Consider the following 25,662-nt stretch of genomic DNA (forward strand, 5'->3'; position numbering starts at 1 on the left):
ACCGCGCGCTCGCCGATTGAGGCGACACGCTTCGTCAGTCGTGCGGAGACATGGCCACGCTGGCCGTATCCGAGGCGCGCGGTGGCGTGACCGGAAACGGCTGTCACAGCTAGCGATATGGCTGCTCATCTCAGGTGGCCGAGGAGTTCGGCGGTATCGATCTTCCCTGCGGCGGTCAGCGCTACAGCGATGAAGGTCGCTGCCATTCCTGCGACGGCGGCCAGGACGGCAGCGGTTCGTTGCGCGCTGTCGGTGAGCCTTGCCAATGCCACCACGAGGCGCCCGGGGGGCTTGACGAACGTCTCTGCTGTGGGGGTTCCGTCCTCGTCGAACGCCTGGACCCTGGAGGCGAGTTCGCGTAGTGACGATGTCCCTTCCGGTTCGACGAGCAGGTCCAGCACCATGCGCAGCGTTTCTCGCAGGTTGAGGGGAAGCGTCGGCTCGCACGACTCTGGGCTTTGCAGGTGTCGTCGGATCGACGCGCTCACCGCTCGCAGTACGGTAGCCGCGGGGTGCGGGGTGAACCCTCTCGGTTGCCGGCGATCCCACAGCCCGGCGGTCTGATCGAGCAGTACGGCGATGTCGACCAGACTGCCGCGGTGGGCGTCGGCAACCGCGCGGAGAGGCTCGGGCATTGCCAGCGAGTCGGCGCGCTCTTCTAGGACAGGCGGGGCCAACATCTGGCAGATCTCTACCGACAACTCCCATCCGGCCAAGCGACGGCGCAGGAAGGACGCGGCAATGTGAGCAGGCACCAGCATCGGCGTTACCGCCAGGAAGAACACGATGACGCCGAGGAGAGGAGGCAGCGCGGAGTCGGCGTCCGATGACGGCGCTGCAGCACTTGACGGCGTTGCAGCGGTGCCCAGGTCGGGTATCACCGCGACCAGGACGAGGACGGGATACATGGCGGCGAGCAATTCGACGGTATGGGCCATCGTGAACCAGAACGCGTTGGCGGCGAGCCGGTCACGCCCCCTGCTGGACAGATCGTCAGGAAAACGCAGACCAGGAAGCTTCCCGCGCGGCTTGCCGGGCTGGGCGATGTAGCGCAGCCCGTTGAGGAAGATGCGTATCGCCACCAGCACGCCGATGATGCCGGTGAGGCGACCCACTCTGTCGATCGCCTCCGCGAACTCGCCACCGGCGATGGCCCCTGGTACCAGCAGCAGGACGACGTAGGGAAGACTCACCGGCACCAGAAAGCCAATGATCGGGACCAGCACCATCAGCGGCACCCGACGCCACGACGCGCGGGCGACCAGCCGGCCAAAGATCCCAGGCCCGGCAGCGGATCGAATCAGCTCCCATGCACCTCTGCGCAGCCCTCGCCGTCGGATGGGCTCAAACGATGTGGATGAGACGCATCTCCACTGCACCGCCCAGAGCATCGAGCCACCGAAGGCGGCTGCCGCAACGATCCAGCCGACCATCAGGGCGATGATGCAGACGAGCAGGAGGGCCGCGATCACGGTCACATCGACCGTCATACCAGTCACGGTCAACGTGCCGGCCGTCCAGCTCGATATTCGGCGGTGTCGGGCCTGTCGAACTTGCGTTCGAACCAATACTCTTTGCAGTGTGAGTGTGAGCCATGGGTGACCGCAGTGCCATCGAATGGACGGAGGCGACGTGGAACCCGACGACGGGCTGCGATCGCGTGAGCCGCGGATGCGACAACTGTTACGCGTTGACGCTGGCCAAACGGCTCAAGGCGATGGGACAGCCGCGGTACCAGCGGGATGGAGACCCGCGGACGAGTGGGCCAGGGTTCGGGCTGACGCTGCATCCGGACAGCCTTGAGTTGCCACTGACTTGGAAACGTCCTCGTCTTGTGTTTGTGAACTCGATGAGTGACCTGTTCCACGCCCAGGTGCCGACGAGTTTCGTTCGCCAGGTCTTCGAGGTCATCGAGGCGACCCCGCAGCACACATATCAGGTCTTAACCAAACGAGCCCGCCGCCTACGCCGGGTAGCCCCCTCCCTGACCTGGCCCTCCAACTTGTGGATGGGCGTCTCCGTCGAGGACCTCAGCGCTGTGCACCGAATCGATGATCTTCGGACAGTGCCGGCGGCGCTGCGGTTCCTGTCGTGTGAACCATTGCTGGGCCCGCTCCCGGGCTTGCAGCTAGACGGCATCGGCTGGGTGATCGCAGGCGGCGAGAGCGGCGCCAACGCCCGACAGTTAGACCCGGCATGGGTCGTAGACCTGCGCGATCAATGCACCAGCGTCGAGGTGCCGTTCTTCTTTAAGCAGTGGGGCGGACGGACGCCCAAGGCTGGCGGCCGTGTCTTGAATGGCCGGACCTGGGACGACATGCCCCTCAGCCTAGCCGCCGCCTGCTGACAACCCACGCGCCAGCAGACGCGGCTGCGGGCGCCAATTTGCGTCCGACTACTCGGTCTTCACGCCCCGCCGCTCATGGGCAGTTTCGCTTTGCGCGTCACAATGAGAGACTGTCTCGCAACCTGTTGTGACGGGACAAGGGGGCTGGATGCCGGTCGACGGTCCGGTGCCGTGGCCGTGTGCGGAACACACGGGCGCGAAGCACGACATCTACCGCCACTACCTCGGAAAGTGGTTTCCCATCCTGCTCGCCTACTCCAACGCCTACCCCTCGGTCACCTACGCGGAGGGATTCGCCGGGCCCGGCATCTACAGCGGCGGGGAACCGGGCTCGCCTGTCATCGCGATCCGCGCCCTCGTCGAGAACGTCCCCCCGACCAAGGGCGTCGCCCGATTCGTCTTCATCGATGACGACCAGCGTTGCGTCGACATGCTGCGGAAGACCCTGCAACAAGCTTTTCCCGACCGGCCGAGGTCCAAGGATGCGATGCCCGTGACGATGGGCAAAGGCACCTGCGCCGACGATCTCGAAGCCGCGCTGGACCGCATAGGCGCCTGGGGCCAACCGATATTCGCGAACCGGAGCCTGTCAAGTCAACTGAGACATTTTCTTGATTTTGTTTAGCTTTGTGCTGCTGGTTGGTTGGGCACGGGCGAGGCGGTGGTCTGTTCGGGGTCGCTGTTGTCGGGTTTGTTGATCCATGCCCGGTCCGGGAGGCGGGGCGGGCGTGGACGGCGGCGGCCGAACCGTTGCGGGTGCGCTGCCCAGGCCGCGTCGAGGGTCTGTTGCCGCTGTTCACGGATCTGCCCGGCGGTGCCGTGATGCACCGATGCCGGGGTGTGCAGGCCGACCCCGGAGTGCCGGTGCTCGTGGTTGTAGTAGGTGTAGAACGCCTCGCAGTGCTGCCGGGCGTGCTGGATCGACCCGAACCGCTCGGGAAACGTCGGGTCGTACTTCAACGTCTTGAAGCTCGCCTCGATGTACGGATTGTCGTTCGATGTCTTCGGACGGCTGTGGCTACGGCCGATCTTCAGATCGGTCAGCAGCTGGGTGACGGTCTTGCTGGTCATCGCGGCGCCACGGTCGGCGTGCACGGTCAACTGATCGGCATCGACGCGTTCGCGGGCGGCCGCGTCAGCGATCAGCGCCTCGGCGAGCTGGCCGTCCTCGTGCGCGGCGACCAGGTGCCCGACGACGTAACGGGACCAGATGTCGATCACGGTGTAGAGGTGGAACCAGACGCCCTTCTGCGGGCCGCGCAGCTTGGTGATGTCCCAGGACCAGACCTGGTTCGCCGCGTCGGCCACGAGTTCGGGTTTGGTGCGGGCCGGATGGCTGGCCTGGCTGCGGTGTTCGCCGCTCTGCCCGGCAGCCCGCAAGATCCGGTACATCGTGGACTCCGAGCACCACCAGCGGCCCTCGTCGAGCTCGCGGGCCCACACCTGCGCCGGCGCCAGATCTTGGTACTCGGGCCGGTTTAGCAGTTGCAGCACCTGCTCACGTTCCGCCTCGGACAACGCCGACGGCGGTGGCCTGCGCGCGGTCCGCGGCCGTGAGATTAGCGGTGGTACGCGGTGCCGGTAGAGCGTCGCGCGGGAAACACCGGTCAGCCGGCAGGCCCCGGCGATGCCCCACGCCGGGGTCAGCGCCTGCTGTGCCTCGGCGAGGACGGGTTCGGCATCGGCGCGGAATCCGCGCTCTCGGAGAGCAGTTCCAAGAGCGCGTGCGCTTTTCCCATGATCTGCAACGCGGTCTCAGTCTTGGCCAGCTTGGCCTGCAAGCGGGCGTTCTCCCGCTGAAGACGGGCAAGTTCGGCGCTCTCGGCCTTCTTCGCTGCCCGCGCGGCCGATTGCCGCCGGTCCGTCAAGCCGGCCGACGCTCCGGCGTCTCGGGCCTTGCGCCAGTCGAGAATGTGTGACCCGTACAACCGTTCCCGGCGCAGAATCGCCCCGCGAGCCGCCGCGTCCGGCGCCGCGTCGTACTCGTCCAGGATCCGCGCCTTGAACTCTGCGGTGAATGTCCGCCGCTGGGGCCGGGCGTCCGGATCCAGGCTCTCGTGGGGCTTCGACGTTATGCTAATGATCTCTCCTCAGGACCGTCCAGGAAGAGTATCCCCTGGTAGACGGGCTGTCTCACATCAGCGTGACAGGGAGGGAACCTGGACTCCTGGGGCAACGCACCCGTACCATTCAAGCTGCTGCAACGCCTCGCCTCGAACGTGTCCACCGAGGTCATCGTTACGCTACTGCCGCAGCACTTCGTGCGCTTCGTCAGCAACCTTGGCGAGGCAGGCGACGACGTTTTCGGCGGCGACCCACGCTGGCGCGAAGTCGTCAACCTTCCGCCAGCAGCGAAGAGTCGCCACATCCTCACCTGCTACCGACACGCCCTGCAGGCAGCGGGCTTTGCCTATCTGCTGGACTTCGAGCTTATCCCCCGCAACGGTCAGCCCCTCTACCTCGTCTTCGGCACCGGGCACCCACTTGGCGTGCAGAAGATGAAAGACAGCCTCTGGGAAGTCGACCGCGCCCAAGGCGTGGGCTTCCGCGACCCCCGCGACGAACAGGCGGAGACGTTGTTCGCCATCGATGAACCACTGCTCGGACCGCTGACCCGACTACTGCAGCAGAGGCTGCGTGACAGTGAACCGGTCCGCGTCGAGGACCTGCGCAACTTCGCACTGCTGGAAACGGTGTACCGGCCGGAACACGTCATCAAGGCACTCAAGCCGCTCGTTGACGCCAGCACCGTGAAGATTGAGGGCGGCGGCCGGCTGCAGAGATCATCCTTCGTCTCGCTGGCACCGTCGACGTGAGCGCCCGCTACGCGCTCACCACATCGGTGCTGCTCACCGCCATGCGTCCCTAACCGGCCTGGCGACTACAGGACCTGCCGAGGCGGCGCGGACAGCGGCGTCGGCGTACGCCTGCCGAGTGCCGGTCAGAACCGTCCCGGATCTTGCGGAGACCAGCGGCCCCGCACGGAGTTCCAAAGAAGGAGATGCGCGTCCCAACAAGTGATCCCTGCCAGAAGATTCTTTCGCTTCGTCGGACCGGACTGGGAAGGACCGCGACGAACACATGCGGACCCAGTAGCACCCGGCCGGACCTTTGGCAAGACTCGGTGACCTGCCTGTTATGAATTGGTGGTTGACTCCATCGGTTTCCCGGGGCGTAATGGAGTGGCGTTCCCGCAGCGCCGGTTGGCGCGGTCGGCCACACACGCAGCGGGCAGGCACCCCCGGACGGGGTGCCTGCCGATGTTCGTGCCGACGCCGCGCGGGGCGTTGAGAGTAGGGAGGCCCCACATGAAGGATCGCCCGTCGGCGAGTTGAGCCGCCGCACCACCTGAGCGCTTCATGGCGCTGGCGGTGGTCAGTGTTGATCTGGTGAGGCTCGGCTTGGCCGTCTGCCCTCTGTCCACGCGTCGAAACGCAGCCCGCTGAGCGGGTTGTGGCGACGCCTGCTGCCCTGGTGCCTGCCCCTGCGCGGGGTGAGGCGTGCTCGTTGACTCGACCAAAGTGATTCTTTACCGTCCCCTGCTCACGTGAGGGGTCCGCCCGGCCGGGCGTCACCCGGCAGGGCCGCGCCTGCCCGGAAGCTGATCCGAGCCCGGGCAGGCGCGACCCTGGGCGATCCTTCCCATGCCCGCATCCGCAACCCACCGCCTGATCGAGGAGCAGAAATTGATGTCGCACCACACCAACCCGTCCGAGACGCCGGCTGCTGTCGCGGACCGCCGTGACACGACAACACCGCCCGCGGCCGTGCACGCGCCGCCGAAACGAAGGTGGTGAGCCGTTGGCGACACCTGACCAACAAAACCCTGGCCCACCGACCGAGGCGAGGAGGAGGCGGCAGCGGTGGGAGGACCGTGTCCAGGTGGCGATCATGCTAATGATCGGCGGCGCGGCTGGCGCGGCGTCGTTCACCCACGTGCACGACGTCGCCGCCGCGCACGGCCAGCCGGGCTGGCTGGCCTGGGCCAACGCGATCGTCCTCGAGCTGATGTCGATCGCCGCCGGTCTGGAACTGCGCCGCAAACGGCGCCTCGGCAAGTCCGTCGCCTTCCCCGCCGCCGTGCTCATGGTGGCGGTACTGCTGTCGCTGGCCGCGCAAGTGGTCGAGGCGGAGGCGTCGGTGATCGGCTGGATCGCCGCCGCCCTGCCAGCCCTCGGCTTCCTGGCGATGGTCAAGATCGCCCTCGGTCGCGCCGACTCCACCCCACCCAAACAGCCCCGGCCCGGCCGGACGGAGCCCGGACCGCCGCCCGCTGTCGACGCGCCAGTCCCGGACCTCGAACCGCCGGCCGCCGTCACCGCCGCCGCGGTCCCGGACTCCCGGACTGCGGTCCCCGCCGTCGCGGACCAACCACCGGCGGTCCCGGACCGCCGGGACACCGCGATGACGACAGACGAGGACGCTCCGGAGGTCGCCGCGCTGGTCCCGGCCGCCCGGACCGCCGCCCACACCCTCACCACCGAAGGGACACCGCTGTCCCGCAAGGCCCTCGCCCACCAACTACGCGCGGACGGGCACCAGTTGTCCAACGCCACCGCCTCCGCGCTCGTGCGCGTCCTGCGCGCCGAGACCACACCGCCCGAACGGGATCTGTCACCGCGGGAGGCCGCGTGACAGAGCTTCAACCATCGACTTCTGTCAGATCGAGCCGACGCTGCCAGACCGGCATCCACGTCTGTCAGGAGCCCCGGCAGCTGACACCACCTGACCAGACCTGTCAGCGCGTTTCCACTCGCCGCAGCGGGCGGAAACGCACCACAAACCCACCTACATCCTCGACCTTGGAGCAGCAAACGATGACGACCCCAACCGACGACCTCCGCCGGCCTCGCCGACCGGACTCACACCGGCTTGCACGAACCCGTCGCCCGGCACCCGCTGTGCCCGGCGGTTCCGCAGTCAGTGCCGACCTCCGTTCTACCGTCCGTCTTGATCCTGACTCCCATCCTGACCCCTCACGGCCGCTCACAGCCCAGGTCAGCGCCCACGTCAGCAGCCGGGGACCGCTCCAGACAGACCCTCTAGTCTCGGGTCTCCCCCCAGGGGCTTGTGCCCATGGGTAAACACCTACCGACCGCGGATCCCCTACTGCGCCTGCAGGCCAGCATCACCGCCCGCGACGACCGGCTCCTGGGCTGGCTCTACGACCACGGCGTGCTCACCACCGACCAGATCGCCGCCGCCCTGTTCCCATCCTTGGACTTCACCCAACGCCGGCTGCGCCGCCTCACCGCCCTGCGGGCGGTGGACCGGTTCCGACCCAACAAGGCCGACGGCGGCTCATACCCCTACCACTACGCCCTGGACCAGCTCGGCTACGACCACGTCCACGCCCAACGCGCACTCCCACGAGGCCGCCGCGACCAGGCCCGCCGCCGCAAACAGTCATTGACGTCCCGGCCGGACCTGCCGCACCTGCTCGGCGCTAACCAGGTCTTCATCGACCTCGCCGCCCACGCCCGCACCCACCCCGACACCGACCTGGTCCGCTGGCAGCCCGCGTCGACCTACCACGAACCAGGCTCCCTGTACCGCGCAGGCGGCGACCCCCAGATCATCATCGCCGGAGTGACCGGCTTCCCCCGCCCGGACGGCGCCGGAGTGTGGACCGAGCACGGACGGTCCGTGCCGTTCTTCCTCGAGTACGACACCAGCGGCGAAAACCTCAACGTCCTCATCGACAAGATCATCAAGTACGAGCGGTTGTACATGATGAGCACTTGGGCATGGCCGGTGCTGTTCCATCTCCCCTCGGCCCGCAGGGAGGCGAACCTGCACCACCGCCTCGCCGCCGTCCCCGACCCGACAACGGTCATCGCCACCACTACAGCTGAACTACGCACCGCCCTCGCCGCTAGCCCCGCCCACCAGATCTGGCAGCTACCCGGCCGCCCGGGCCGGCACCGCCTCATCGACCTGTCCTACACCGACACCTCCCACGACGAAGAGTTCCCCACCCACGACCAACCCGCCCCGGACGGGCGGACCGCCCGATGAGGCCAGGCGGGACGTGCGGCGCGTGCGGCGGCGTGAAGGCCCACACGCCGCCGGACCGACCTACCGGCAGCCGCCCGGGCGCGGTAGCCGCTGTTCGCGCAGAGGCGCGCACTGAGACGACGAGAGCGGACCACGCGCGTCGGCCCGCAGCTGTCAGGTCTGTCAGCAGCGCAGTACGGCGACAGAACCGCGCCCGTCCGAGTACTCACACCCGACGGCACGCAGTTGTGAGTCGCTGTGAATGGCGACCCCCTTCACTTCCGCGGCCACCGGAGGTACCGTCCGCGGCCCACCGCCGCGCTGCTCGCCGCAGCCGACGTCACCCGACCGGCAACCACGCCGATCCGCCGCCCGACTCCGGCGATCGATTTTCAGACTGCCAGCCCACCGAAAGAGGAGAAGCCATGGCCCCACACCTCACCTCCACGCCACGAGCCGTCCTGGGAGGGACATGGCCACACGCCGTGACCAGCAATCACGCGCGAACACACCACACCCGTCGCCGCCGACCCCGCCCACGCGGACAACCGGCGGCGAGGCCCCGACCGTACAACCCGACACCGAGTGCTCCGCCTTGCCGGGGACGCTGTCGATGGCCCGCTACCTGACCGACCCCGCCACCGAGACCGAGATCCAAGCCCTGGCCGCCGAGGCCGGCCTCCCGACCGTTGACCAAGCCGCCACCCTCGCCCGCCTACTCCGCCTGCACCAACCCGCACCGCCACGCGCCGCGTGAACCGCGCCTGCCCCTACACGGGGCGGGCGCGGCCCGCTTCCGCGATCTCCTACGTCTGCCGAGTACATGCGGGCTCGGCGCCTGGGCGGGCCCGTCGCTAGCCGCTGATCTGGCGCTCGTACACGGCGCGGTGCTTTCCCGGCCCCTTGTAGTCGTGGATCACTGCCACACCAGCCTCGGTGGAATCGCCGGCAACGTTGCTGAAGCCCAGAGCGAGCCATGCTGTGTGGGCGGCGTAGTTGTCGGGCTCGGACGTAAGGAACAGGCGGCGGCATCCCCAAGCAGCGCCCTGCCGGTAGATTTCGTCTACGAGCGCCCGGGTGATCCCCTCACGGCGGTGGCCGGGGTGCGTCATCACGTCTTGCAGGTAGATCTCAGTGGGGTCGACTTGGCTTCGGAAGGCGATCACGCTTCCGGCGACCTGGCCGTCGATGATGGCGAGTGGGCAGGTGTCGGCGAACAGCGTGGCGTACAGCCAGTAGTCCGATGAGCCCCGCAGCCTGATGTACGGCTCTCCCAACGCGAGCAGCTTTTCGAGGTCGGGGATGCGATCGACCGTGAGCGGGGTGATGTTCACTGGTGATGTCCTTCGGTGAGTTCGATCGAGGCGGCGAGGTCCCGCGCGGCGACGGCGGGGTCCAGGGAGTCGGTGACTCCGCGACCGACGACGAGGATGTCCCAGGAGCGTCGTCGGCTGGCTTCGACGTCGGTGGGTTCGAAGCCGCCGGAGACCGCGACCGGCAGCTTCGTCCATGACCTGATGAGCTGCGCCTGGTCGAGGGGGTGAAAGCCGGCCACGCCCAGGTCGATGTTCGTGGTGATGGCGAAGCCGTCGACTCCCGCGCGTTCCATGTCCTGGACCCAGCCCTGGACCAGTCGGCCCTCGGGCACGTCGATCATGATGGGGATGCCCAAGCGCCTGCTCGCTTCGGCCGCTGCGGACACGCTGGCGATGCTGGCGGGTCCGATGAGCAGTACGACGTCGGCTCCGGCCTCGGCCGCGATGATCACCTGGTCGCGTCCCCAGTCGGCGGACATCATCTCGGCGACGATCCACGCATCGGGAGTTCGCTGCTTGACCGCGCTGATGGCCTGGACGCCGACGCTCTTGATGAGCGGGTCGCCGATCTCGATGAATTGCACACCCGCGCTGGCTGCGGCTTGGGCGACGGCGATCGCGTGGTCGACGTCGCGGACGTCGAGTGCGACCTGAAGTGCCCGTCTGTCTCGGAGGCGCCGGAAGGCTTCTTTACCGATGCCTCCGGCTGCGCTTGTGGCTGTGCCACGGTGGTCAAGCAGGTTGGCTTCGGCGCGTACGAGCCAGTCTGCCGAGGCGATGCCCTGGCAGATCAGCGACGACTGGACGTTCGTGGGCAGCCGAAGCGCACCGGTACGGATCTCTCGGAGCAGGCCGAACAGGGCACTGCGGGAAGAGTCCTCGTCCTGCAGGGATTGTCTTCCGCACTTCAGTAGGAGTCGCTGGGCGGCTACTCGCACGTTTCGAGGGCCGTTGCGCCATGCGTCCTGGCCCCGGATGACAAGGTCGGCGGCCGAGTCTTCGTCCCCAACTCTGAGGGACAGCCCTCGAAGGAGACGTTCGCGGACATGCCAGTTGCGGTCATCGAGGAGCGCGGCCAGTAGGTGTTCAAGACCGGGTGCGGTCGACTGGCCCGCGGTTTCGGCGGCGGCGGCGCGGACTTTGTAGTCGCGGTCCGCGGTCAACGCCTCCATGATCGAGACCACCGTCTGCTGGGGGATCGCGTGGCCCGCGCGGATCCCCTCGGCGAGAGCGGCGCGGGCTCGCCAGTCGGGATGGGCCAGGAGAGTCTTCAGCTCCTGGGAAGTGCCGTCGTCAGCGGTGAGGAAGACGTAGAAGTGTCGGGCGAGGAACACCGCGTCCTCTACGGTGTCGAGCTGCGCGAGGCGGACGAAGTCCTGGACGGCCGCGAGGGGTAGCTGCGTCTCGACGCACGCCACGATGTCAGACCAGACTGCCGGGCCGAAGCGGCGCAGCACCCGCAGCATCCATCGCGGGTACTCCGCGCCCAGTGCCGTCGCGGCTGCGTTGGTGTGCAGGAGGGCTCTGGCCAGCGGTAGGCCATTGTCGTGCAGGCACCGGGAGGCGCACACCCGCAGCACCTCGGCGGTGGTGAACGCCGGGCTCTCACCGGCGAGTTCGAGCATCAGGGGCAGCGTTTCGGTGATGCTGATCGACGGTGACTGGGCGACGGCGGCCAGCAGCTCCGGCGACGTCGCGTCCAAGCCCTGCAACAGGAATTCCAGGACGCCCCGCAGGTCGCCCGAGGCGCTCGTGCGAGCAGCGAGGTCGTTGAGCAACTCGATGGTGACGGTCGAGCGTCCGTGTGCCTCGATGACCTGGGCGAGCCACCGGGCGAAGAGAAACTCACGGATGACGTCGTGATGGAACGCCAGACCCCCGGACCGGCCGGACCGCACGAGTCTCGCGATCGGAGACGCGGTGAGGTCACCGACATCGCCCGGTGGTTCCGCTTCGATCGCAGGAAGCAGCGGGTGCGGCCACGCCGCAGCGAGCTGCCTGCGGGCGAGTGCTGTCAGGTCCGCCGTCGCGCGGTCGAGGTCCAGGCTCTCCGCCTTCAAGATCGAGGCGACGCAGAACTCCACGAGCCGGTAGGCGTTGGGTTGCCCGAGCGGCTCGGTCGATTTGGCCGCTCGGATTAGGCTCATGTACAGCGGCAGGCGGGCCAGGTTACGAATCTTCGGAGGCAGGGCGTCGAAGGGCGGCTCATCGACATGCCGCTGCGCGTTCCACACCTCCCGGGCGGTGGGGACGTCCCAGCGGTCCAGCCGCAGCGAGGGCTCGGCACTCTGCGCCTGGCCCCGACCGGGCATGACCGCTGCCGACAGGACGGGGTAGGGCGCCAGCTCGATCTCCGGCGGTGTGCGCAGTACGAGCAGAAACCTCAGGTTGCCCGAGAGCACCTGTCGCAGCGTGGCGTCGAGCTGGCGGCAGATCTTGTCCACCACGGCGTACGACTGGGGGCTGTCGATGGCTACGAGCAGCGGCCGGGACAGGTCCCGGCTCTCCACTTCCAGAGTCAGCAGGGAATCCTCGCCGGCCGGTCGGGATCCGTAGCGGAGGATCTCGCGTGCCAGTTCGGTGTCCTCGGTCCACGAGTCCGCGGTCAGCAACTGAACATCCACTCCGGGCGCCCGCGACGCCAGGTGGTGGGTGAAGCTGGTCTTGCCGCAGCCCGGGGGCCCAATGATCAGATAGACGCGCGCGGTCGAGGCGAGGAAATCCGCGACCAGGCGCTGAATGTCGGCCGGGGGCATGTACGCGAGATCATCGGGTTGTGGGCCACCGAGCGCGGCGAGAACGGCGGCCGTCCGTTCTTGGGACCGGGTGCCGAGATCCTGCCTGGTGGGCCGGCTGCCGTCAGCAGGCACGGTTGAGGCGCTCGGCTCCGCAGTCGCCGACGCCTTGAGGGTCTGGGCGAACCGCTGCTTGACCTCAGTTGGTGACCGTGCCAGATCGACATCGAGCATCTGTTGGGTCTCGTAGCGCATGCGGGTGGCGGCACCGCGCTTCTCCCAGTTGGAGATGGCCGCCGGATTGACCCCCAGGTGCTCGGCGAATCCGCGCACGCTCATGCGTAGCGCCAGGCGTAATGCTTTCGCCTCGCGGCCGGTCCACCGTCGTACCGTCTCCACGGGCTATCCCCCAGGCCGTGCACTCAGCGTCATCGTGGCAGTCGGCAGCGTAGTAGACGACGGCGGGCGTAGACGAGCTGAAACTAGGACAACACTAGAACGTCCACGCGTCGTCACGCAGCAGGCCGGACCCGCAGGCTGGTCACACAGACAACCACGGCGCTGGATCGGGTAATCGGGAGCCTGCCAGACCTCCACCGCCGTGGACAGTCCTCGCGTTTTGCGAGCAGCGGTGATGGTGGAGGTGCCCCGTGGCCATTGACGTGCGAGGCGGCGTGGTGCGCGACCGCGCTCGCCGTACCGCATCCGGTCGTAGCGATGAACGGCCAGCGCAGCCGGAACCGCCTGTCTCGAAGGTCTTCACCCTTGAAGGGCTGCTGCTGTGCCGCGGTTGCGGCACGTCGCTGCAGCCCATGCGGATGCTCGGTCAGCGTGCCTACCGAGGGCCCTGCGGCTGTCGGCTGACCGCCGTGGATGCCGAGGCCATCGAACAGTTCGTCCTGGAGACGGTGGCGGCGCCAGCGCCGGGGTTGACGGCGGACGCGGCACCCGAGGAACTCGGCAGCATCTTCCGCCGCTTGTTCGTCGCCGTACGGGTCGGTGGCTGCGCCCAGGACTTGTCCATCGTCTGGCGTCTGTAGCAGCCGATCCAGCAGTTCCTGGCTGTGCGTCTGCCGGCGGAGCGGGTGACGTCGCTTGGCCAGCTCCATCACGGCCGCGAGGGTGCGTACATCGATCACCATCAGGGAGGAAAGACATGTACACGAGGCAGACAGCGCCGCCACCGGAGATCGGCGTGGCGCAGGTGTCGCCGGACTCGTCGCGGTTCGGGTACCGACCGGAGCTGCGCCGCTCACTCGGCTTCGCCGACCTGCTCTTCTACGGGCTGGTGTTCATGGTGCCGATCGCGCCGATGGGCATCTTCGGATCCGTCTACGCAGGTGCCGGCGGGATGGTCGCGCTGGCCTACGTCGTCGGCATGGTGGCGCTGGTGTTCACCGCCGCCTCGTACGCCCAGATGGTCAAGGCGTTTCCGCTGGCAGGCAGCGTGTACAACTACGCAGGCCGGGGGATCGGCGCACCGGTCGGCTTCCTCGCGGGCTGGGCCATCCTGCTGGACTACGTGCTGGTGCCGAGCCTGCTGTACCTGATCGCGGCGGTGGCGATGCACTCCACCGTACCGGTGATCCCGGTCTGGGCTTGGCTGGTCGGCTTCGTGCTGCTCAACACGCTGGTCAACTATCGGGGAATCCGGATGACCGCCCTGATCACCCGCGTGCTGCTCATCGGCGAGGTCATCGTGCTGGTGGTCTTCCTTGCCGCAGCCGGTCGTGCTCTCGCGCAGGGCAAGGGACAGGGCTTCTCGTGGACGCCGCTCTACAACCCTGACACGTTCACCTGGGCGCTGGTGTTCGGCGCGGTGTCGATCGCTGTGCTCAGCTTCCTCGGCTTCGACGGCATCTCGATGCTGGCCGAGGAGAACAAGGGCGGCGCGGGGCAGATCGGCCGGGCGATGGCCGCCGCGCTGGGCGTGGCCGGACTGCTGTTCATCACCCAGACCTGGATGGCTGCGTTGCTGGTGCCCGACCCGGGCGGCCTACTGGCGAACGGCGACCCGGACGGGACGGCGTTCTACGACGCGGCGCGGCTCGCCGGTGGACCCTGGCTCGCCACCCTGTGCGCGGTCGCCACCGCCGTCGCCTGGGGCGTGGCGAACTCTCTCGTCGCGCAGGTCGCCACCTCGCGGCTGCTGTATGCCATGGCCCGCGACCGGCAGCTGCCGAAGTTCCTGGCCGCGGTCTCGGTGCGTCACAGCGTGCCCACCCACGCCATCACCCTCACCGCCCTGGTGTCGCTGGCGATCGGCCTCTACATGAACTGGCGTACCGACGGCATCGCCCTGCTGTCCAGCCTGATCAACTTCGGCGCGCTGACTGCGTTCCTCGTTCTGCACCTCGCCGTCGTCTGGCACTACCTGGTCCGCCGCCGCAGCCGCAACTACGTCGCGCACCTGCTCCTTCCGGGAATCGGGTTCACGATCCTCGCCTACGTCGTGATCAACGCCAACGTGGCCGCGCAACGCCTCGGCTTCGTCTGGCTCACCCTCGGCCTGCTGGTGCTGGCGGGTCTGTACGCTGCCGGCCGCCGTCCCCAGCTCTCCGGCCTCGCCGGCGGACGGGAGTCGGCATGACCAGCACAGTCACCTACCAGCCGGGCGAGAACGAACTGCGCCATACCTTCGGCGCCCACCCGGCGGTCGCCGAGATCACGCCCGGAAGCCTGCTCGTCACCAGCACCGAGGACTGCTTCGGCGGCGCCGTCCGCACCGTCGACGACCTGCCCTCGCAGGTGTGCCAGGCGTTCAACCCCGTCACCGGCCCCTTCCACGTGGCCGGCGCGGAACCCGGCGACACTCTCGCGCTGCACTTAGCGGCCATCACCCCCGCCCGCGACTGGGGCATGTCCGCCACCTTCCCGCACTTCGGCGCACTGACCGGCACCCACACCACGGCGATGCTGCACCCGCCGATCGAGGAACGCGTGTGGCGGTACACCATCGACGCCGCCGCCGACACCGTCACCTTCCACGCCCGCCGCTCCGACCACGCGATCGTCATGCCCCTGGAGCCGATGCTCGGCACCGTGGGAGTCGCCCCAGGCGGCGGGGAGGCACGCTCCACGATCGTGCCCGACGCGCACGGCGGCAACCTGGACACCCCGGAGATTCGCCCGGGAGTCACCGTCTACCTCGGCGTCAACGTTCCCGGTGCGCTGTTCGCTATCGGCGACGGCCACGCCCGCCAAGGCCACGGCGAGGTGTGCGGCGTCGCGGTGGAGACCGCCATGAACGTCACCCTCGCCGTCGACCTGATCAAGGGCGTGGCCACACCATGGCCACGCATCGAGACCGACCGTCGGATCATCTCGATCGGCGCCGCCCGACCCTTGGAGGACGCGTACCGGATCAGCCAGCACGACCTGGTCACCTGGACGGCACAGCTGACCGGGCTGGAGCTGCTTGACGCCTACCAGTTCGTCTCCCAGGCCGGCCGCGCCGCACCCGGCAACGTCTGCGATCCGCTGTACACCATGCACGCGGCCCTCACCAAAGATGTCCTGGCGGGCGCGAGTCCCTACGGCGGGGTGCATCACCGGCTGCGCCACCGCGCTGAGTCGACCAGGTGAGCCACCATGAGCCACGCCGCTTTCGACACTCCGCCGGTCCGCCTCCCGCTGCGCGTCGAGCTGTTCGTGCTGACCCACAACGACAGCGGCGCTCCGCTGGCTCACCTGCCGTCTCTGTCACTCGCGCTGGCCGGAGCCATCCTCACCAACCTGGTCGCGCCGATCGAGCGGGTCCGCGTCGTCGGCGACGCCGCCATCGCCGTGCACCGGCACCCCACCGGCGACCCGGTAACCGACTGGGCGCTTACCTTCCTGACCCGCCACCACCGTGCGCTGTCGATTCGTGAGGCCGTGCGGCTGCTCGGCGAGCACGCCTACGACAAAGTCACCGCCGGGCTCATCGCCGGCGGCCTGGTCGAGCAGGTCACCAGACGCCGCATGCTCGGCCGGGTCATCGCGTACCCGCCGACAGACCCCGCGGTCATCCACCGCGTTCGTGGGCGGCTGCGCTACGGCGTCCTCGGCTACGACGACCCCGACCCGCAGACCGACGCCCTCGCCGGTCTACTACGGGCCCTGCGGCTCGAATCCGAGCTATACCTCGACGGCTTCGACACCGACCTGCGCGAGCGGCTCCGCCAGATGCTCGCCCGCGCCGGACATCACACACCCGCCACAGAAAAGATCGTCTGCGCCGTCGAAGACCTCATCGGCGAGACCGCCGTGTCGGTGTACCGATGAGCACCCAGGACACCGCCACAAGCATCGGGCAGCGACGACCACCGAGGGCGACCACGAGCGCCCGAACCGGCACCAGGGGAACGACCATGGGTACTGAGGCTATGAGCTGGGCGCCCGCCGAGCTTGATCTGAGCCGCCCGAACGCCGCGCGAATGTACGACTACTTCCTCGGCGGCAGCCACAACTTCGCCGCCGACCGTCAAGCAGCCGACGCCGTCCTCGCCGTCGCACCCCACGTCGCGGACGCTGCCCGGGCTAACCGAGAGTTTCTGCGCCGTTCCGTCCGATACGCGCTGCAGCAGGGGATACGGCAGTTCATCGATCTCGGCTCGGGCATACCGACCGTCGGCAACGTCCACGACATCGCCCACTCCGTCAACGCCGACGCGCGGGTGCTCTACGTCGACGTCGAGCCGGTAGCCGTGGCGCATGCCAGGGCGCTGCTCGGAGTCGATCCGCGAGTGGACGTCATACAGGCCGACATCTGCTTCCCGGACTCTATTTTCAACAACCCCGCCACCCAGCGGCTGATCGACCTCGGCCGCCCGGTGGCCATCCTGTTCGTCTCCGTCCTGCACTTCATCCCCGGCGATGTCAACGCCATCGTGGAACCCTTCCGCGCCGCCGCGAGTCCCGGTAGTGCCCTCGTCATCTCCCACGCGACCTCCGGCGCAGCCACCAGCCAGACCGAGGAGGTGCAGCGGCTGTACCAGCGGACTCCCACCCCGCTTCAATTGCGCACCGCGGCGGAGGTCGAGACGTTGTTCGGTCACTTCCACATGGTTCCCGCCAGCTCTACGGCAACATCCCCGACGAGCGGTGCGCCTCTCGTCCCGGTCGCCGAGTGGCGTCCCGAGCCTGACGACCAAGTCGAGACGCGGCAGTCGGTAGCCAGCCCTTTTCTCAATGCGTTCCTCGCCGGCATGGGAAGAAAGGGAGTGGCGGATCATGGCTGAGCAGCATCAACACGCCCATCCACGAGCGTTGGCCGCACGCGTAGTCGCCGGCCTGACCACCGGTGTCGTACTACTGACCACGTCTGGCCCCGTGGCCGTGTTAGCCGATCCACCGGCACTGAGGCTCGCCGCAGACAACTGCCGTCCCGCTACCCTGCCGGACCCGCGCATGGGCGACATCGTCGGTCACCAGACGCGGGCCACACGACTCTCGACTCCCCAACCAGCCGAACCCTGGCTGCGCCAGCTCGGCACTCGACTCCTCGCAGGCGAATGCGACGGCGCACACGGCAAGTTCGCGCTTATTCACTACGTCCGCTGGGTCGACGCCTCCAAAGGCGGACCAAAGGCCGAAATCGTCATGCGATGGCACGCCGACGACGCATCGGGAGCCGAGCTAGCCGTTCAATATCCACCCGGCCCCGTTCAAGTGCTACATCGATACTGGCACCCCGGCGACCTCATCCAGCTTGGCACCGGAGATCCCCTCGCCCACACCGACTACCTGTGGTGGGAGATCGATCCAGCTTATGCCGGAACTACGCAGCCCGACGAGGTCCTCGAACGGCTGGCAGACCTCGGAACCTGGTACAGCCCACAAATAGGCGGACGCCGTGCCGCCCTGGCTGTCCTCGCCGCCACCAACGGCCTCACCTTCTACGACAGGGCCACGGACCGAGCTGGGCGCCGAGGCGTCGGCATCACCGCGACCACCGCCCACGGCGCAGTGCGCTATCTCCTGATACTGCAACCCACTACGGGTGAGGTCCTGGCGTACGAGATGACCCAGCGGACGGCCTCCACCCGGAAAACCCTCGTGTACATCCTCTTCCTCTCGCACAGCCGCGCTGAACGCCGCTACTGGGAGCCCGCCCATCCCTCCGACGGCGCTCCACCTCTACGGCAGTACCTACACCCCAGCTTGAAGAGGCGGTGGATCGACCAACCCGTACAGCCGTGTATCACCCAGCCGAGCATGGCGGCCGGCGCAGGTGGTCCCGCCCAGGTGCCCTTCTACCCATACGGCGGCAGGTTCTGATGTTCATCACTCTGGCTGGCCCCACCGGCGTAGGCAAGACAACCCTCGCGCGGCGAATCGCCGAACGGCTCCGGGCGCAACTCATGCTCGATCCCTTCGCCGACAACCCGTTCCTTCCGCAGCTGTACGAGCACGCGGACATCCCGCAGACACCGCTGGCTCTTCAGGTCGAGCTGACCTTCATGGCGCTACGAGTCGCCCAGCTACGACAGATCGACGTTCTCCTCGCCCACGGAGCAACGGTCGTAGCGGACTGGTCGATGGCTCAGCAAGTCGTCTTTGCCGGAACAACGCTGTCGGCCGCGGATGCCCGGCGCGTCAGGGCCTCCTGCTCTGTCTGGGACGACGCGACCATCAGGCCAGACCTTCTCATCGCCCTTAGCGCGCCGGCACCACTTCTCCTGCGCCGCATCGCGCGGCGCAGCAGGCCGATGGAGTCGGTCCTGTCGAGCACCGACCTGGAGAAGCTCGCCCGCGCGTTCGACACGCCCCTTCATGACTACGCCAAGCGAGTCATCGAACTCGACACCAGCACCTTCGACGCCTTGAACGACCAAGACGTCACCGCACTCCTTGCCCGCATACCAGCCCAGGAGAGGTCATGACCGAAACCGACGTCGCACAGCCACGCATCGCCCACGCACCTCCCTGCAGCAGGGTCATGATCACCGCCCCCGGCCAGGTGGAGATCGTCCGCGAGCACCTGCCCGCACTCGGCCCCGACGACATCTACGCCGAATCAGTCGTTTCCGGCATCAGCCACGGCACCGAGATGGCATGGGTGGCGGGGAGTGCCGCCGCGCTCCACCGCACCTGGGACCCGCAGCGACGTATCTTCCTCGACGGCGCCGGCCGGGACTTCCCGGTAGCGCCGGGCTACGAGACCATCGCCCGGGTCACCGCCATCGGCGAAGCCGCTGTCGGCGAGGTGAGCATCGGCGACCTCGTCGCCCTCGACCGCCCGCACGGCACCGCGCACATCGTCTCCGCAGACGCCGCCATCGCCAGCCGGCTGCCGGCCGGTGTCGACCCCGAACGCGCCGTCTTCTTCATCCTGGCGCGCGTCGCCCTCGGCGGCGTCCACGACGCCCAGGTACGCCTCGGCGACACCGTCGTCGTGGTCGGACTCGGCACCGTCGGCCTTCTCGCCGGCCAACTCGCGCGGCTCGCCGGAGCCGCCAAGGTCATCGGAGTGGACCGCTACCCGCTGCGCCTGGACACCGCCGACTCCCTCGGCATCACACCCGTGCACGCCGCCACCGAGGACGACATCGCGGTCCAGGTCCGCAAGCTCTGCGGCGGGCAGGGGGCGGACCTCGCCATCGAAGCCTCCGGCTCCTACCGTGGCCTGCACGAGGCGATCCGCTGCGTCCGGGTCGGCGGCCGGGTCGCGACTGTCGCCTCCTACCACGGCGACCAGAACGGCCTACGGCTCGGCGAGGAGTACCACCGCAACCGCATCACCCTGGTCTCCTCCATGACCGTCAACGGATGCCCACAACGCGCCCATCCCGCCTGGGACCTGCCCCGACTCAGTGCCACCGCTCGAGAGCTGATCATCACTGGGCGGGTGCATGTCGACAGCCTGGTGACCCACCGCTTCCCCTTCAGCGAGGCGGCCAAGGCGTACCACCTGATCGCCCAGCGCCCCGAGGAGACCATCAAGGTGGTGCTGACCTATGACGAGTAGCAGCCACGACGTCCTCAACCCCGTCGACGACCGGTACACCCCAGCACCCTGCGGCGAACTCGAGGAAATCCGCGCCACCCTCGACGACGGCCGCCTCTCCGGCGGCGCACCCGTCCTCGCCCTCTACGAACAGGCGCTCGCCAAGCGCTTCGGTGCCCGCCGTGCCATCGCCGTCAACTCGGGAACCTCCGCGCTGCACGCCGCGCTCATCGCCCTTGGCGTCCGGCCCGGCACGGAGGTCCTGGTTCCGGCCACCGCACCCCTTCCGACAGCCATGCCGGTACTCACCTGCGGAGCCACGCCCGTCCCCGTCGACACCCTGCCCGAATCCCTCGCCCTCGACCCCGCCGACATCCAGCGCAAGCTCACCGGCCGCACCCGCGCCGCCATCACACTGCCGCTCTGGGGCTACCCCAACGACGAGCGTGCCAGCGCAGACCTCCTCGCCCAGGCCGGAGTGCCGGTCATCGAGGACGCATGCCAAGCCCACGGGACGCGAGTCGGCAACCAGTTCGCCGGCACCCACGGCGCAGTTGGCTGCTTCTCCACCCACGACCGTAAGCTCCTATCCACCGGCGAGGGCGGCTTCGTCCTCACCGACGACGAGGAACTCGGCGAGCGCATCGACTGGTACACCCACCTCGGCCACCTGCGCGGCACCACCCACGGCGTCAACTACAAGCTCGCCGGCCCTCTGGCCGCCATCGGCCTGCGCCGGCTCAAACTGCTCGACGGCCAGCTCGACCGACGCCGCCGCAACGCCCAACGCATCCTCGCCGCGCTACCGCCAGGCGGTCTGCTGCGGGAACTGCCGTACGGCGTCCAGGACAAGCCGAACTACTACAACCTCGTCCTCACCATCAAGGACCGCATCCCGCAGGTCGCTGCTGCGTTCGAGGCCGCCGGACTACCACCCGACTCGATCAGGTGGCGCTACCGGCCGCTGTACCACCAACCCATCTTCCAGCCCTACGCCAACCAGTGTCCCCACGCCGAACACCTCGCCACGGCCACCGTGCAGCTGCCAGTTCATCCTGGAATGACCGACGCGACCGTAGCGTGGATGGCCGACCGCGTAGCCCAGATCGCCCAAGGAGAAAACCGAGCATGATCCGCCATTTCACCAGCTCAGCCATCGTCTTCAACGAAGAGGGCCATGTCCTGCTCGTGCACCACAACAAGATCGACCTCTGGCTGTACCCCGGCGGACATGTCGATCCCAACGAGGACCCCGCCGAGGCGGCACTGCGCGAAGTGCACGAAGAAACCGGGATCGTTGCCGACATAATCGGGCCACAGCCGTTCCGGCACCCCGCCGTACGCAGCATCCCGAGCCCGTTCGCCATCATCGAGATGGACATCGAAGACCGCACGGTCGGACCGCACCGACACATCGACTTCGTCTACGTCTGCCAGGCAACCAGTGGCCGCCTGACGGCCCAAGCCGAAGAGGTCGGCGGCGCCCAGTGGGTGCCAGTCGAGAACATGCCGGCTCTCCGCACGCCCGCCGAACTTCCCGCACTCGTCTCTGAAGCCGCCCGGCTGATTCCCCAGCCAGCTTGAGCTACTCGGGAAGTGAGAACCAGGCGGAGGACGCCCCCCGGGATGCCGGGCGTCCTCCGCTCCGCTCCGCCAGTGACCACGAAGGCTGCCCTCTACTCACTCTCGAGCCGGCAGGGATCTGGCCGCCTCAGCTGAACTCCGATAGCAACGCGTCAGTGTTCGCGAGGATGAAATCCTTCAAGGCCTCAGGCTTCAGATCCACCTCAGGAAGACGGTCGACAGCCACCCGGTCCAGGGCATAGTCACCGCGGCTCGGATCGGTGAACTCCGGACCTGTGCGGGCGCGTTCTTCAACTCGGATGAGCCGGCAGGAGATGAAGTGCTGTACGGACACTCCCTTGCCCGACGGCGAGCTGATCAAGAACACCTGCCTGAGCCGCTCCGCCTCCGCGCCTAGCTCCTCCCGCAGCTCACGGCGCAGGGCTGCATCGAGGGATGCGTCTGTCGGTTCAAGGCCGCCACCAGGCGAAGTCCAGTAAGGGGCTTGGTCAGGTTTCGTCCTCTTGATCAACACGAGCTGATCGCGTTCGTCCCACAGGATCGCCCTTACCGACCGACGCAAAACCTCACGCATTGTTGACTCCTATTAACAGCTGCCGTGGCGCGGATGAGTCGAAGTGGCACCGTTAGGCCCTGCGAGTATGAAATCTGGTACTACGTCACAGCGTGGTTGAACTCCACCATGAGCGCTCATCCGTCCGCCCTCATGAACCTGCCGCTGCGCCTACTGCCATTGGTGGTCTGACCTGGCCCCGGGCACTGGCCGTCGGTGCTTGGCCAGGCTGGACACCTTCTGCGGAGCGAGGAGGTGTCCAGCCGTCCACGTGCGTTCTGAGAGGGTCCTCAGAGCTCGAAGTCGAAGGTGAGCTGAACCTCGCCTTCGGGTTCAGGTTGATCATCGATGTTGTCGGCGTCGTCTTCGAGAGTTTCGTCGGCGGGTAGGGCGTATTGGTTGGTGAGTCGTGCGACGTGCATGATCAGTGGCCTGCTGAGGGCGGCCCGGTAGTCGTCAAAGCAGTGGCGTTGCTGGTGCAGAAAACCGGCCCAGTTTGCGGGGTCTTCACCCTCGGGGTGAGCGGCGACGACGAACTCGAGCAGTTCCGCGTTCCAGGCGTTCTTAGAAGGGTCGAGATAGTTCCTCGCGCCCTCTAGTTCTCCATCGGGAGAACGGCCCCCTGAGGGATCGGGAGCATCGGCCTTTGCTGGGTTCTCCTTGTAATGAGGCGTAAGTTTGGCCAAGTCGATGACGATGGAGCTGTGGGTAGCCGGCTTGTCGACCGTGCTGTAGTAGGCGCGCGTCTGCTCGGTGTTTCCGGTTCCGTCGTCGTGTCGCCACAGCCCGTCAGAGATGCCGATGCTGTCGCCCTCGAAAGCCCATGACTCGGGGGTTTCGAGGCGATCGTTGCCGCAGATCCGTACCAGCCTCATTTTCTTGCCGAAGAGGCTGATTTTCTGAGGTCGCAATTCGCCGAGCTGGAGGTGGTCGGGCAGCATGTGCGCGTTCTGTACCGTAGTGAGTCGATACCGGATGTTGTGGGCTTCAGTCACGATGAGGGTCTGCGTGTTTCGGAACCGGGTTAGGGTACTTCGGATGAAGGCAGCGAGCCGCTCCTTCTGTTCGTCTTCCTTGGCAGGGCTCGCATGGTAGTTCGTGCCTGCCAGGGTCTTGAGCAGGGTCGGGTAGGGCACCCAGTCGGCCATGCCCTCGGCCTTGCCCATGATGTGCTTCTGGCCGGGCCGGATCAGGATGGCGATCGGGATGAAGATTTGGTGAGTGTTGGTGTCGTCGTTCCGCCTTTTGACGACCCAGAAGGCGAGCTGCTCGAGGTCGTCGGGGATGGCGCTCTTGAGGCGATGTTGCGGGACGAATCGGATGCCGAGTTGACGTAGGCAGTCGTCCCAGGCGGCTTCGGCCCTGTGTTGGTTGCTTGCTTCTTCTTTGTCGAGATCTTTGCCCGGGAACTCGTCGGGGCGGATGAACTGGCTGACCATGCCGGCGTCGGCACAGCCCATGCGGATAGCGAATTTCGGGTCGGTGGTGCGTGCTTTGAAGGCTTTCGCGCCGTCGAGCTCGATGAGGGCGAGTTGCAGGGTGTCGCTGACTTCTTCGGCCAGATCTTTCATCGCGGAGGCGACGACTTTCCGGTGCGTGTCGACGGCTTCGTCGTGCTTCCGGCCGCGCCTGGGAACGGAGCCCTCGCCGAGCGCTGCGCCGAGCCTGCCGAGGGGGCGGGCGTAGATCGTGAGGTTGAGGTCTCCGACTTTCCATGTCCAGGTGTGGTTGCTGGCGGGTTGCTGATGGGGCAGGTCGAGTAGCCGTTCGACGGTAGCGAGGAGGCGGTCGCGCATTCCCTTGCCGTCGCCCTGGTAGAGCAACGCGACGGAGAGCCGGCCGTCGACTGCGGCGGCCAGTTGCTGGCGTCGGATGAGGGCGTTCGCCTTCGAGATTTCAGCGTTTGCGGCGTGGGCGGCTTCCTGCTTTTCGACGAGCTGGGTTCGCTCGGCGTCGGTCTGGTCCTTTTTGTCCTTGGGGACGCTTTCGAGCTTGCTGAGGCTTCGGCTCGCCTTGCCGCCGATGAGGACGCGGGTCAGGGGCTGGTCGAGGTCGAAGTCGGGCTGCAGGCACTGGCCGATCCAGCGGATGAGGCGGCTGCGTTCGGCTGGCATGATGCCGGTGCCGACCTGGTGGTCGGGGCCGCGCATGGTGGTGTGGTAGGTGACGGCGGCAGTGACGCCATCTCGGCCGAAGATCCAGGCGTCTGACTTACCGGCGAGCTGCTCGGCAGCCGGGAGATTTTCCACGGCGCCGATCCGGGTGAGGATCTGTTCGGTGCCGCCGTTGCGCCAGCCCATTTCCCGGGTGTCTCGGTCCCAGATCAGGTGGGCGACCGCGAATCTCTGCGATGTCGGTGCGTCAGCTACGAAGGGGCTGGTCGTCTGTAGGAGGGTAGAAGCTCCCCAGCGGCCCTTGGTGTGTAGCTCGCCGCTGGTCCAGCGGCGGATGCCGGTGTCGACGTGTAGTCGCAGGGTGGGGTCGAACGCCTTTGTACGTAGCGCGATCTTGATTGTGGCGCTGTAGTACCAGGTCCGGATGTTGCTGCCTTTGCCGGTGTGGTGTTCCAGCGGCGGCCAGGAGACGAGTTCGGCGTAGCCGTTGGCGGGATTCGCCGCGACCTGCCGGAACCTTATGGATCTGCTGCCATGCTGGTATGACTGGCCGGCGATTTTAGCTGCGGCGTAGTCAGGCAGCAGGCTGAACAGGTGAGGCTGCGGGACGGCGGTGTTGCCATCGGAGAGCTCGTGGGCGAGCAGGTCGACGGTCTTCTGCGTCCACCGCAGGGTGCCCGAGTCGAGTTTCCTGATTGTCGGCATCACGAGCGCTTTGCCGTCGTCGGTGGTGGGCAGGTCATACAGCCAGGCGTTGATGAAGGTCCGCATGATTGCCGGCGGGAACGGCTTTGCTGCGAACAGCCAGGGGTTGTCTTCATCGAGGGTTGCCCAGGTAGCGGTGGAGACCAGATCGGGGGCGACGGTGCGCATCAGTGCGTTGAGGCGCCCGATCGGGACCTGCTGGGCGCGTGCGCGTGATTCCTCGCGCCAACCGGCGGTGCGCAGGTCGAGGATAGGGCGGCGCCAAGAGATGGGGAAGGTAAGCGTGTGCAGCGGGATTTTGAGATCGCCTGCTGCCACGAAGGCTGCGGTCTGAGTGCGGTCGTAGCGCATCGAGGGCCTTTCTGAACCGGTCCGAGCGTG

23 protein-coding genes are annotated in these 25,662 nt (G+C 67.5%); 16 read left to right on the plus strand and 7 right to left on the minus strand.

The window, feature by feature from the left end; genetic code table 11:
* Positions 1-125: 125 nt before the first annotated feature.
* Positions 126-1,490, minus strand: coding sequence for a hypothetical protein (locus tag O7618_RS08000; RefSeq protein WP_278105349.1), 1,365 nt, complete (start codon positions 1,488-1,490; stop codon positions 126-128).
* Positions 1,491-1,594: 104 nt separating this feature from the next.
* On the opposite strand from O7618_RS08000, the gene O7618_RS08005 reads away from it, so the two are divergent.
* Complete coding sequence (locus O7618_RS08005) at positions 1,595-2,347, plus strand: phage Gp37/Gp68 family protein (protein WP_278105350.1); 753 nt, start codon at positions 1,595-1,597, stop codon at positions 2,345-2,347.
* 148 nt (positions 2,348-2,495) lie between these two features.
* Positions 2,496-2,972, plus strand: a complete 477-nt coding sequence (gene tcmP, locus O7618_RS08010) for a three-Cys-motif partner protein TcmP (protein ID WP_278105351.1) — start codon at positions 2,496-2,498, stop codon at positions 2,970-2,972.
* On the opposite strand, the gene O7618_RS08015 is transcribed toward tcmP (O7618_RS08010), so the two are convergent.
* The gene (locus tag O7618_RS08015) at positions 2,969-3,994 is read right to left on the minus strand and encodes an IS3 family transposase (protein ID WP_347405411.1); all 1,026 of its coding nucleotides are present in this window, start codon (positions 3,992-3,994) and stop codon (positions 2,969-2,971) included. The genes tcmP (O7618_RS08010) and O7618_RS08015 overlap by 4 nt on opposite strands.
* On the minus strand, positions 3,991-4,215 hold the full coding sequence (locus tag O7618_RS08020; RefSeq protein ID WP_278104785.1) for a hypothetical protein: 225 nt from the start codon (positions 4,213-4,215) through the stop codon (positions 3,991-3,993). Before O7618_RS08020 ends, O7618_RS08015 begins: the two co-directional genes overlap by 4 nt.
* A gap of 291 nt (positions 4,216-4,506) precedes the next feature.
* Here O7618_RS08020 and tcmP (O7618_RS08025) point away from each other — a divergent pair, with 291 nt between their 5' ends.
* The 4 genes from tcmP (O7618_RS08025) to O7618_RS08040 all read left to right on the plus strand — a co-directional run bounded on the left by tcmP (O7618_RS08025) (position 4,507) and on the right by O7618_RS08040 (position 9,101).
* The gene (gene tcmP, locus O7618_RS08025; RefSeq protein WP_278109946.1) at positions 4,507-5,163 is read left to right on the plus strand and encodes a three-Cys-motif partner protein TcmP; all 657 of its coding nucleotides are present in this window, start codon (positions 4,507-4,509) and stop codon (positions 5,161-5,163) included.
* Positions 5,164-6,238: 1,075 nt separating this feature from the next.
* A complete protein-coding gene (locus O7618_RS08030) occupies positions 6,239-6,982 on the plus strand; it encodes a DUF2637 domain-containing protein (protein WP_278109948.1) in 744 nt (247 codons plus the stop codon).
* Between the two features lie 441 nt (positions 6,983-7,423).
* A complete protein-coding gene (locus O7618_RS08035) occupies positions 7,424-8,365 on the plus strand; it encodes a replication-relaxation family protein (protein WP_278105352.1) in 942 nt (313 codons plus the stop codon).
* Positions 8,366-8,957: 592 nt separating this feature from the next.
* Positions 8,958-9,101: a hypothetical protein gene (locus O7618_RS08040; protein WP_228543157.1), complete on the plus strand. Its 144-nt coding sequence runs from the start codon at positions 8,958-8,960 to the stop codon at positions 9,099-9,101.
* Between the two features lie 97 nt (positions 9,102-9,198).
* Here the strand turns inward: O7618_RS08040 and O7618_RS08045 are convergent, their stop codons facing one another.
* On the minus strand, positions 9,199-9,678 hold the full coding sequence (locus O7618_RS08045; protein WP_278105353.1) for a GNAT family N-acetyltransferase: 480 nt from the start codon (positions 9,676-9,678) through the stop codon (positions 9,199-9,201).
* Positions 9,675-12,794, minus strand: a complete 3,120-nt coding sequence (locus O7618_RS08050; protein WP_278105355.1) for an orotidine 5'-phosphate decarboxylase / HUMPS family protein — start codon at positions 12,792-12,794, stop codon at positions 9,675-9,677. The genes O7618_RS08045 and O7618_RS08050 overlap by 4 nt, the downstream gene beginning before the upstream one ends.
* Positions 12,795-13,045: 251 nt before the next feature.
* Between O7618_RS08050 and O7618_RS08055 the strand changes: the two genes are divergently transcribed.
* The 10 genes from O7618_RS08055 to O7618_RS08100 all read left to right on the plus strand — a co-directional run bounded on the left by O7618_RS08055 (position 13,046) and on the right by O7618_RS08100 (position 21,909).
* The gene (locus O7618_RS08055) at positions 13,046-13,435 is read left to right on the plus strand and encodes a zinc ribbon domain-containing protein (protein WP_278105356.1); all 390 of its coding nucleotides are present in this window, start codon (positions 13,046-13,048) and stop codon (positions 13,433-13,435) included.
* Positions 13,436-13,551: 116 nt separating this feature from the next.
* Positions 13,552-14,985 (plus strand): APC family permease, encoded by a 1,434-nt coding sequence (locus O7618_RS08060; RefSeq protein ID WP_278105357.1) that lies wholly within the window; start codon positions 13,552-13,554, stop codon positions 14,983-14,985.
* Entirely contained in the window at positions 14,982-15,980 is a 999-nt protein-coding gene (locus O7618_RS08065; RefSeq protein WP_278105359.1) for an acetamidase/formamidase family protein, read from the plus strand. Before O7618_RS08060 ends, O7618_RS08065 begins: the two co-directional genes overlap by 4 nt.
* A gap of 6 nt (positions 15,981-15,986) precedes the next feature.
* Positions 15,987-16,661: a GPP34 family phosphoprotein gene (locus O7618_RS08070; protein ID WP_278105360.1), complete on the plus strand. Its 675-nt coding sequence runs from the start codon at positions 15,987-15,989 to the stop codon at positions 16,659-16,661.
* An 86-nt stretch (positions 16,662-16,747) separates the two neighbouring features.
* A complete protein-coding gene (locus tag O7618_RS08075) occupies positions 16,748-17,617 on the plus strand; it encodes an SAM-dependent methyltransferase (protein WP_278105361.1) in 870 nt (289 codons plus the stop codon).
* A 169-nt stretch (positions 17,618-17,786) separates the two neighbouring features.
* Positions 17,787-18,656 carry a hypothetical protein gene (locus O7618_RS08080; protein ID WP_278105362.1) on the plus strand — a complete coding sequence of 290 codons (870 nt, stop codon included), beginning with the start codon at positions 17,787-17,789 and terminating at the stop codon, positions 18,654-18,656.
* Positions 18,656-19,261: a deoxynucleoside kinase gene (locus tag O7618_RS08085; protein ID WP_278105363.1), complete on the plus strand. Its 606-nt coding sequence runs from the start codon at positions 18,656-18,658 to the stop codon at positions 19,259-19,261. Before O7618_RS08080 ends, O7618_RS08085 begins: the two co-directional genes overlap by 1 nt.
* Positions 19,258-20,346 (plus strand): zinc-binding alcohol dehydrogenase, encoded by a 1,089-nt coding sequence (locus O7618_RS08090; RefSeq protein ID WP_278105364.1) that lies wholly within the window; start codon positions 19,258-19,260, stop codon positions 20,344-20,346. Before O7618_RS08085 ends, O7618_RS08090 begins: the two co-directional genes overlap by 4 nt.
* Positions 20,336-21,457 (plus strand): DegT/DnrJ/EryC1/StrS family aminotransferase, encoded by a 1,122-nt coding sequence (locus O7618_RS08095; RefSeq protein WP_278105365.1) that lies wholly within the window; start codon positions 20,336-20,338, stop codon positions 21,455-21,457. The genes O7618_RS08090 and O7618_RS08095 overlap by 11 nt, the downstream gene beginning before the upstream one ends.
* On the plus strand, positions 21,454-21,909 hold the full coding sequence (locus tag O7618_RS08100; protein WP_278105367.1) for an NUDIX domain-containing protein: 456 nt from the start codon (positions 21,454-21,456) through the stop codon (positions 21,907-21,909). The genes O7618_RS08095 and O7618_RS08100 overlap by 4 nt, the downstream gene beginning before the upstream one ends.
* Positions 21,910-22,036: 127 nt before the next feature.
* On the opposite strand, the gene O7618_RS08105 is transcribed toward O7618_RS08100, so the two are convergent.
* Positions 22,037-22,483 carry an NUDIX domain-containing protein gene (locus tag O7618_RS08105; protein WP_278105369.1) on the minus strand — a complete coding sequence of 149 codons (447 nt, stop codon included), beginning with the start codon at positions 22,481-22,483 and terminating at the stop codon, positions 22,037-22,039.
* A 269-nt stretch (positions 22,484-22,752) separates the two neighbouring features.
* The gene (locus O7618_RS08110; RefSeq protein WP_278105371.1) at positions 22,753-25,632 is read right to left on the minus strand and encodes a DUF3962 domain-containing protein; all 2,880 of its coding nucleotides are present in this window, start codon (positions 25,630-25,632) and stop codon (positions 22,753-22,755) included.
* Positions 25,633-25,662: the final 30 nt, after the last annotated feature.

Origin of the sequence: Micromonospora sp. WMMD980 (assembly GCF_029626035.1) — a bacterium.
Lineage (GTDB): Bacteria > Actinomycetota > Actinomycetes > Mycobacteriales > Micromonosporaceae > Micromonospora.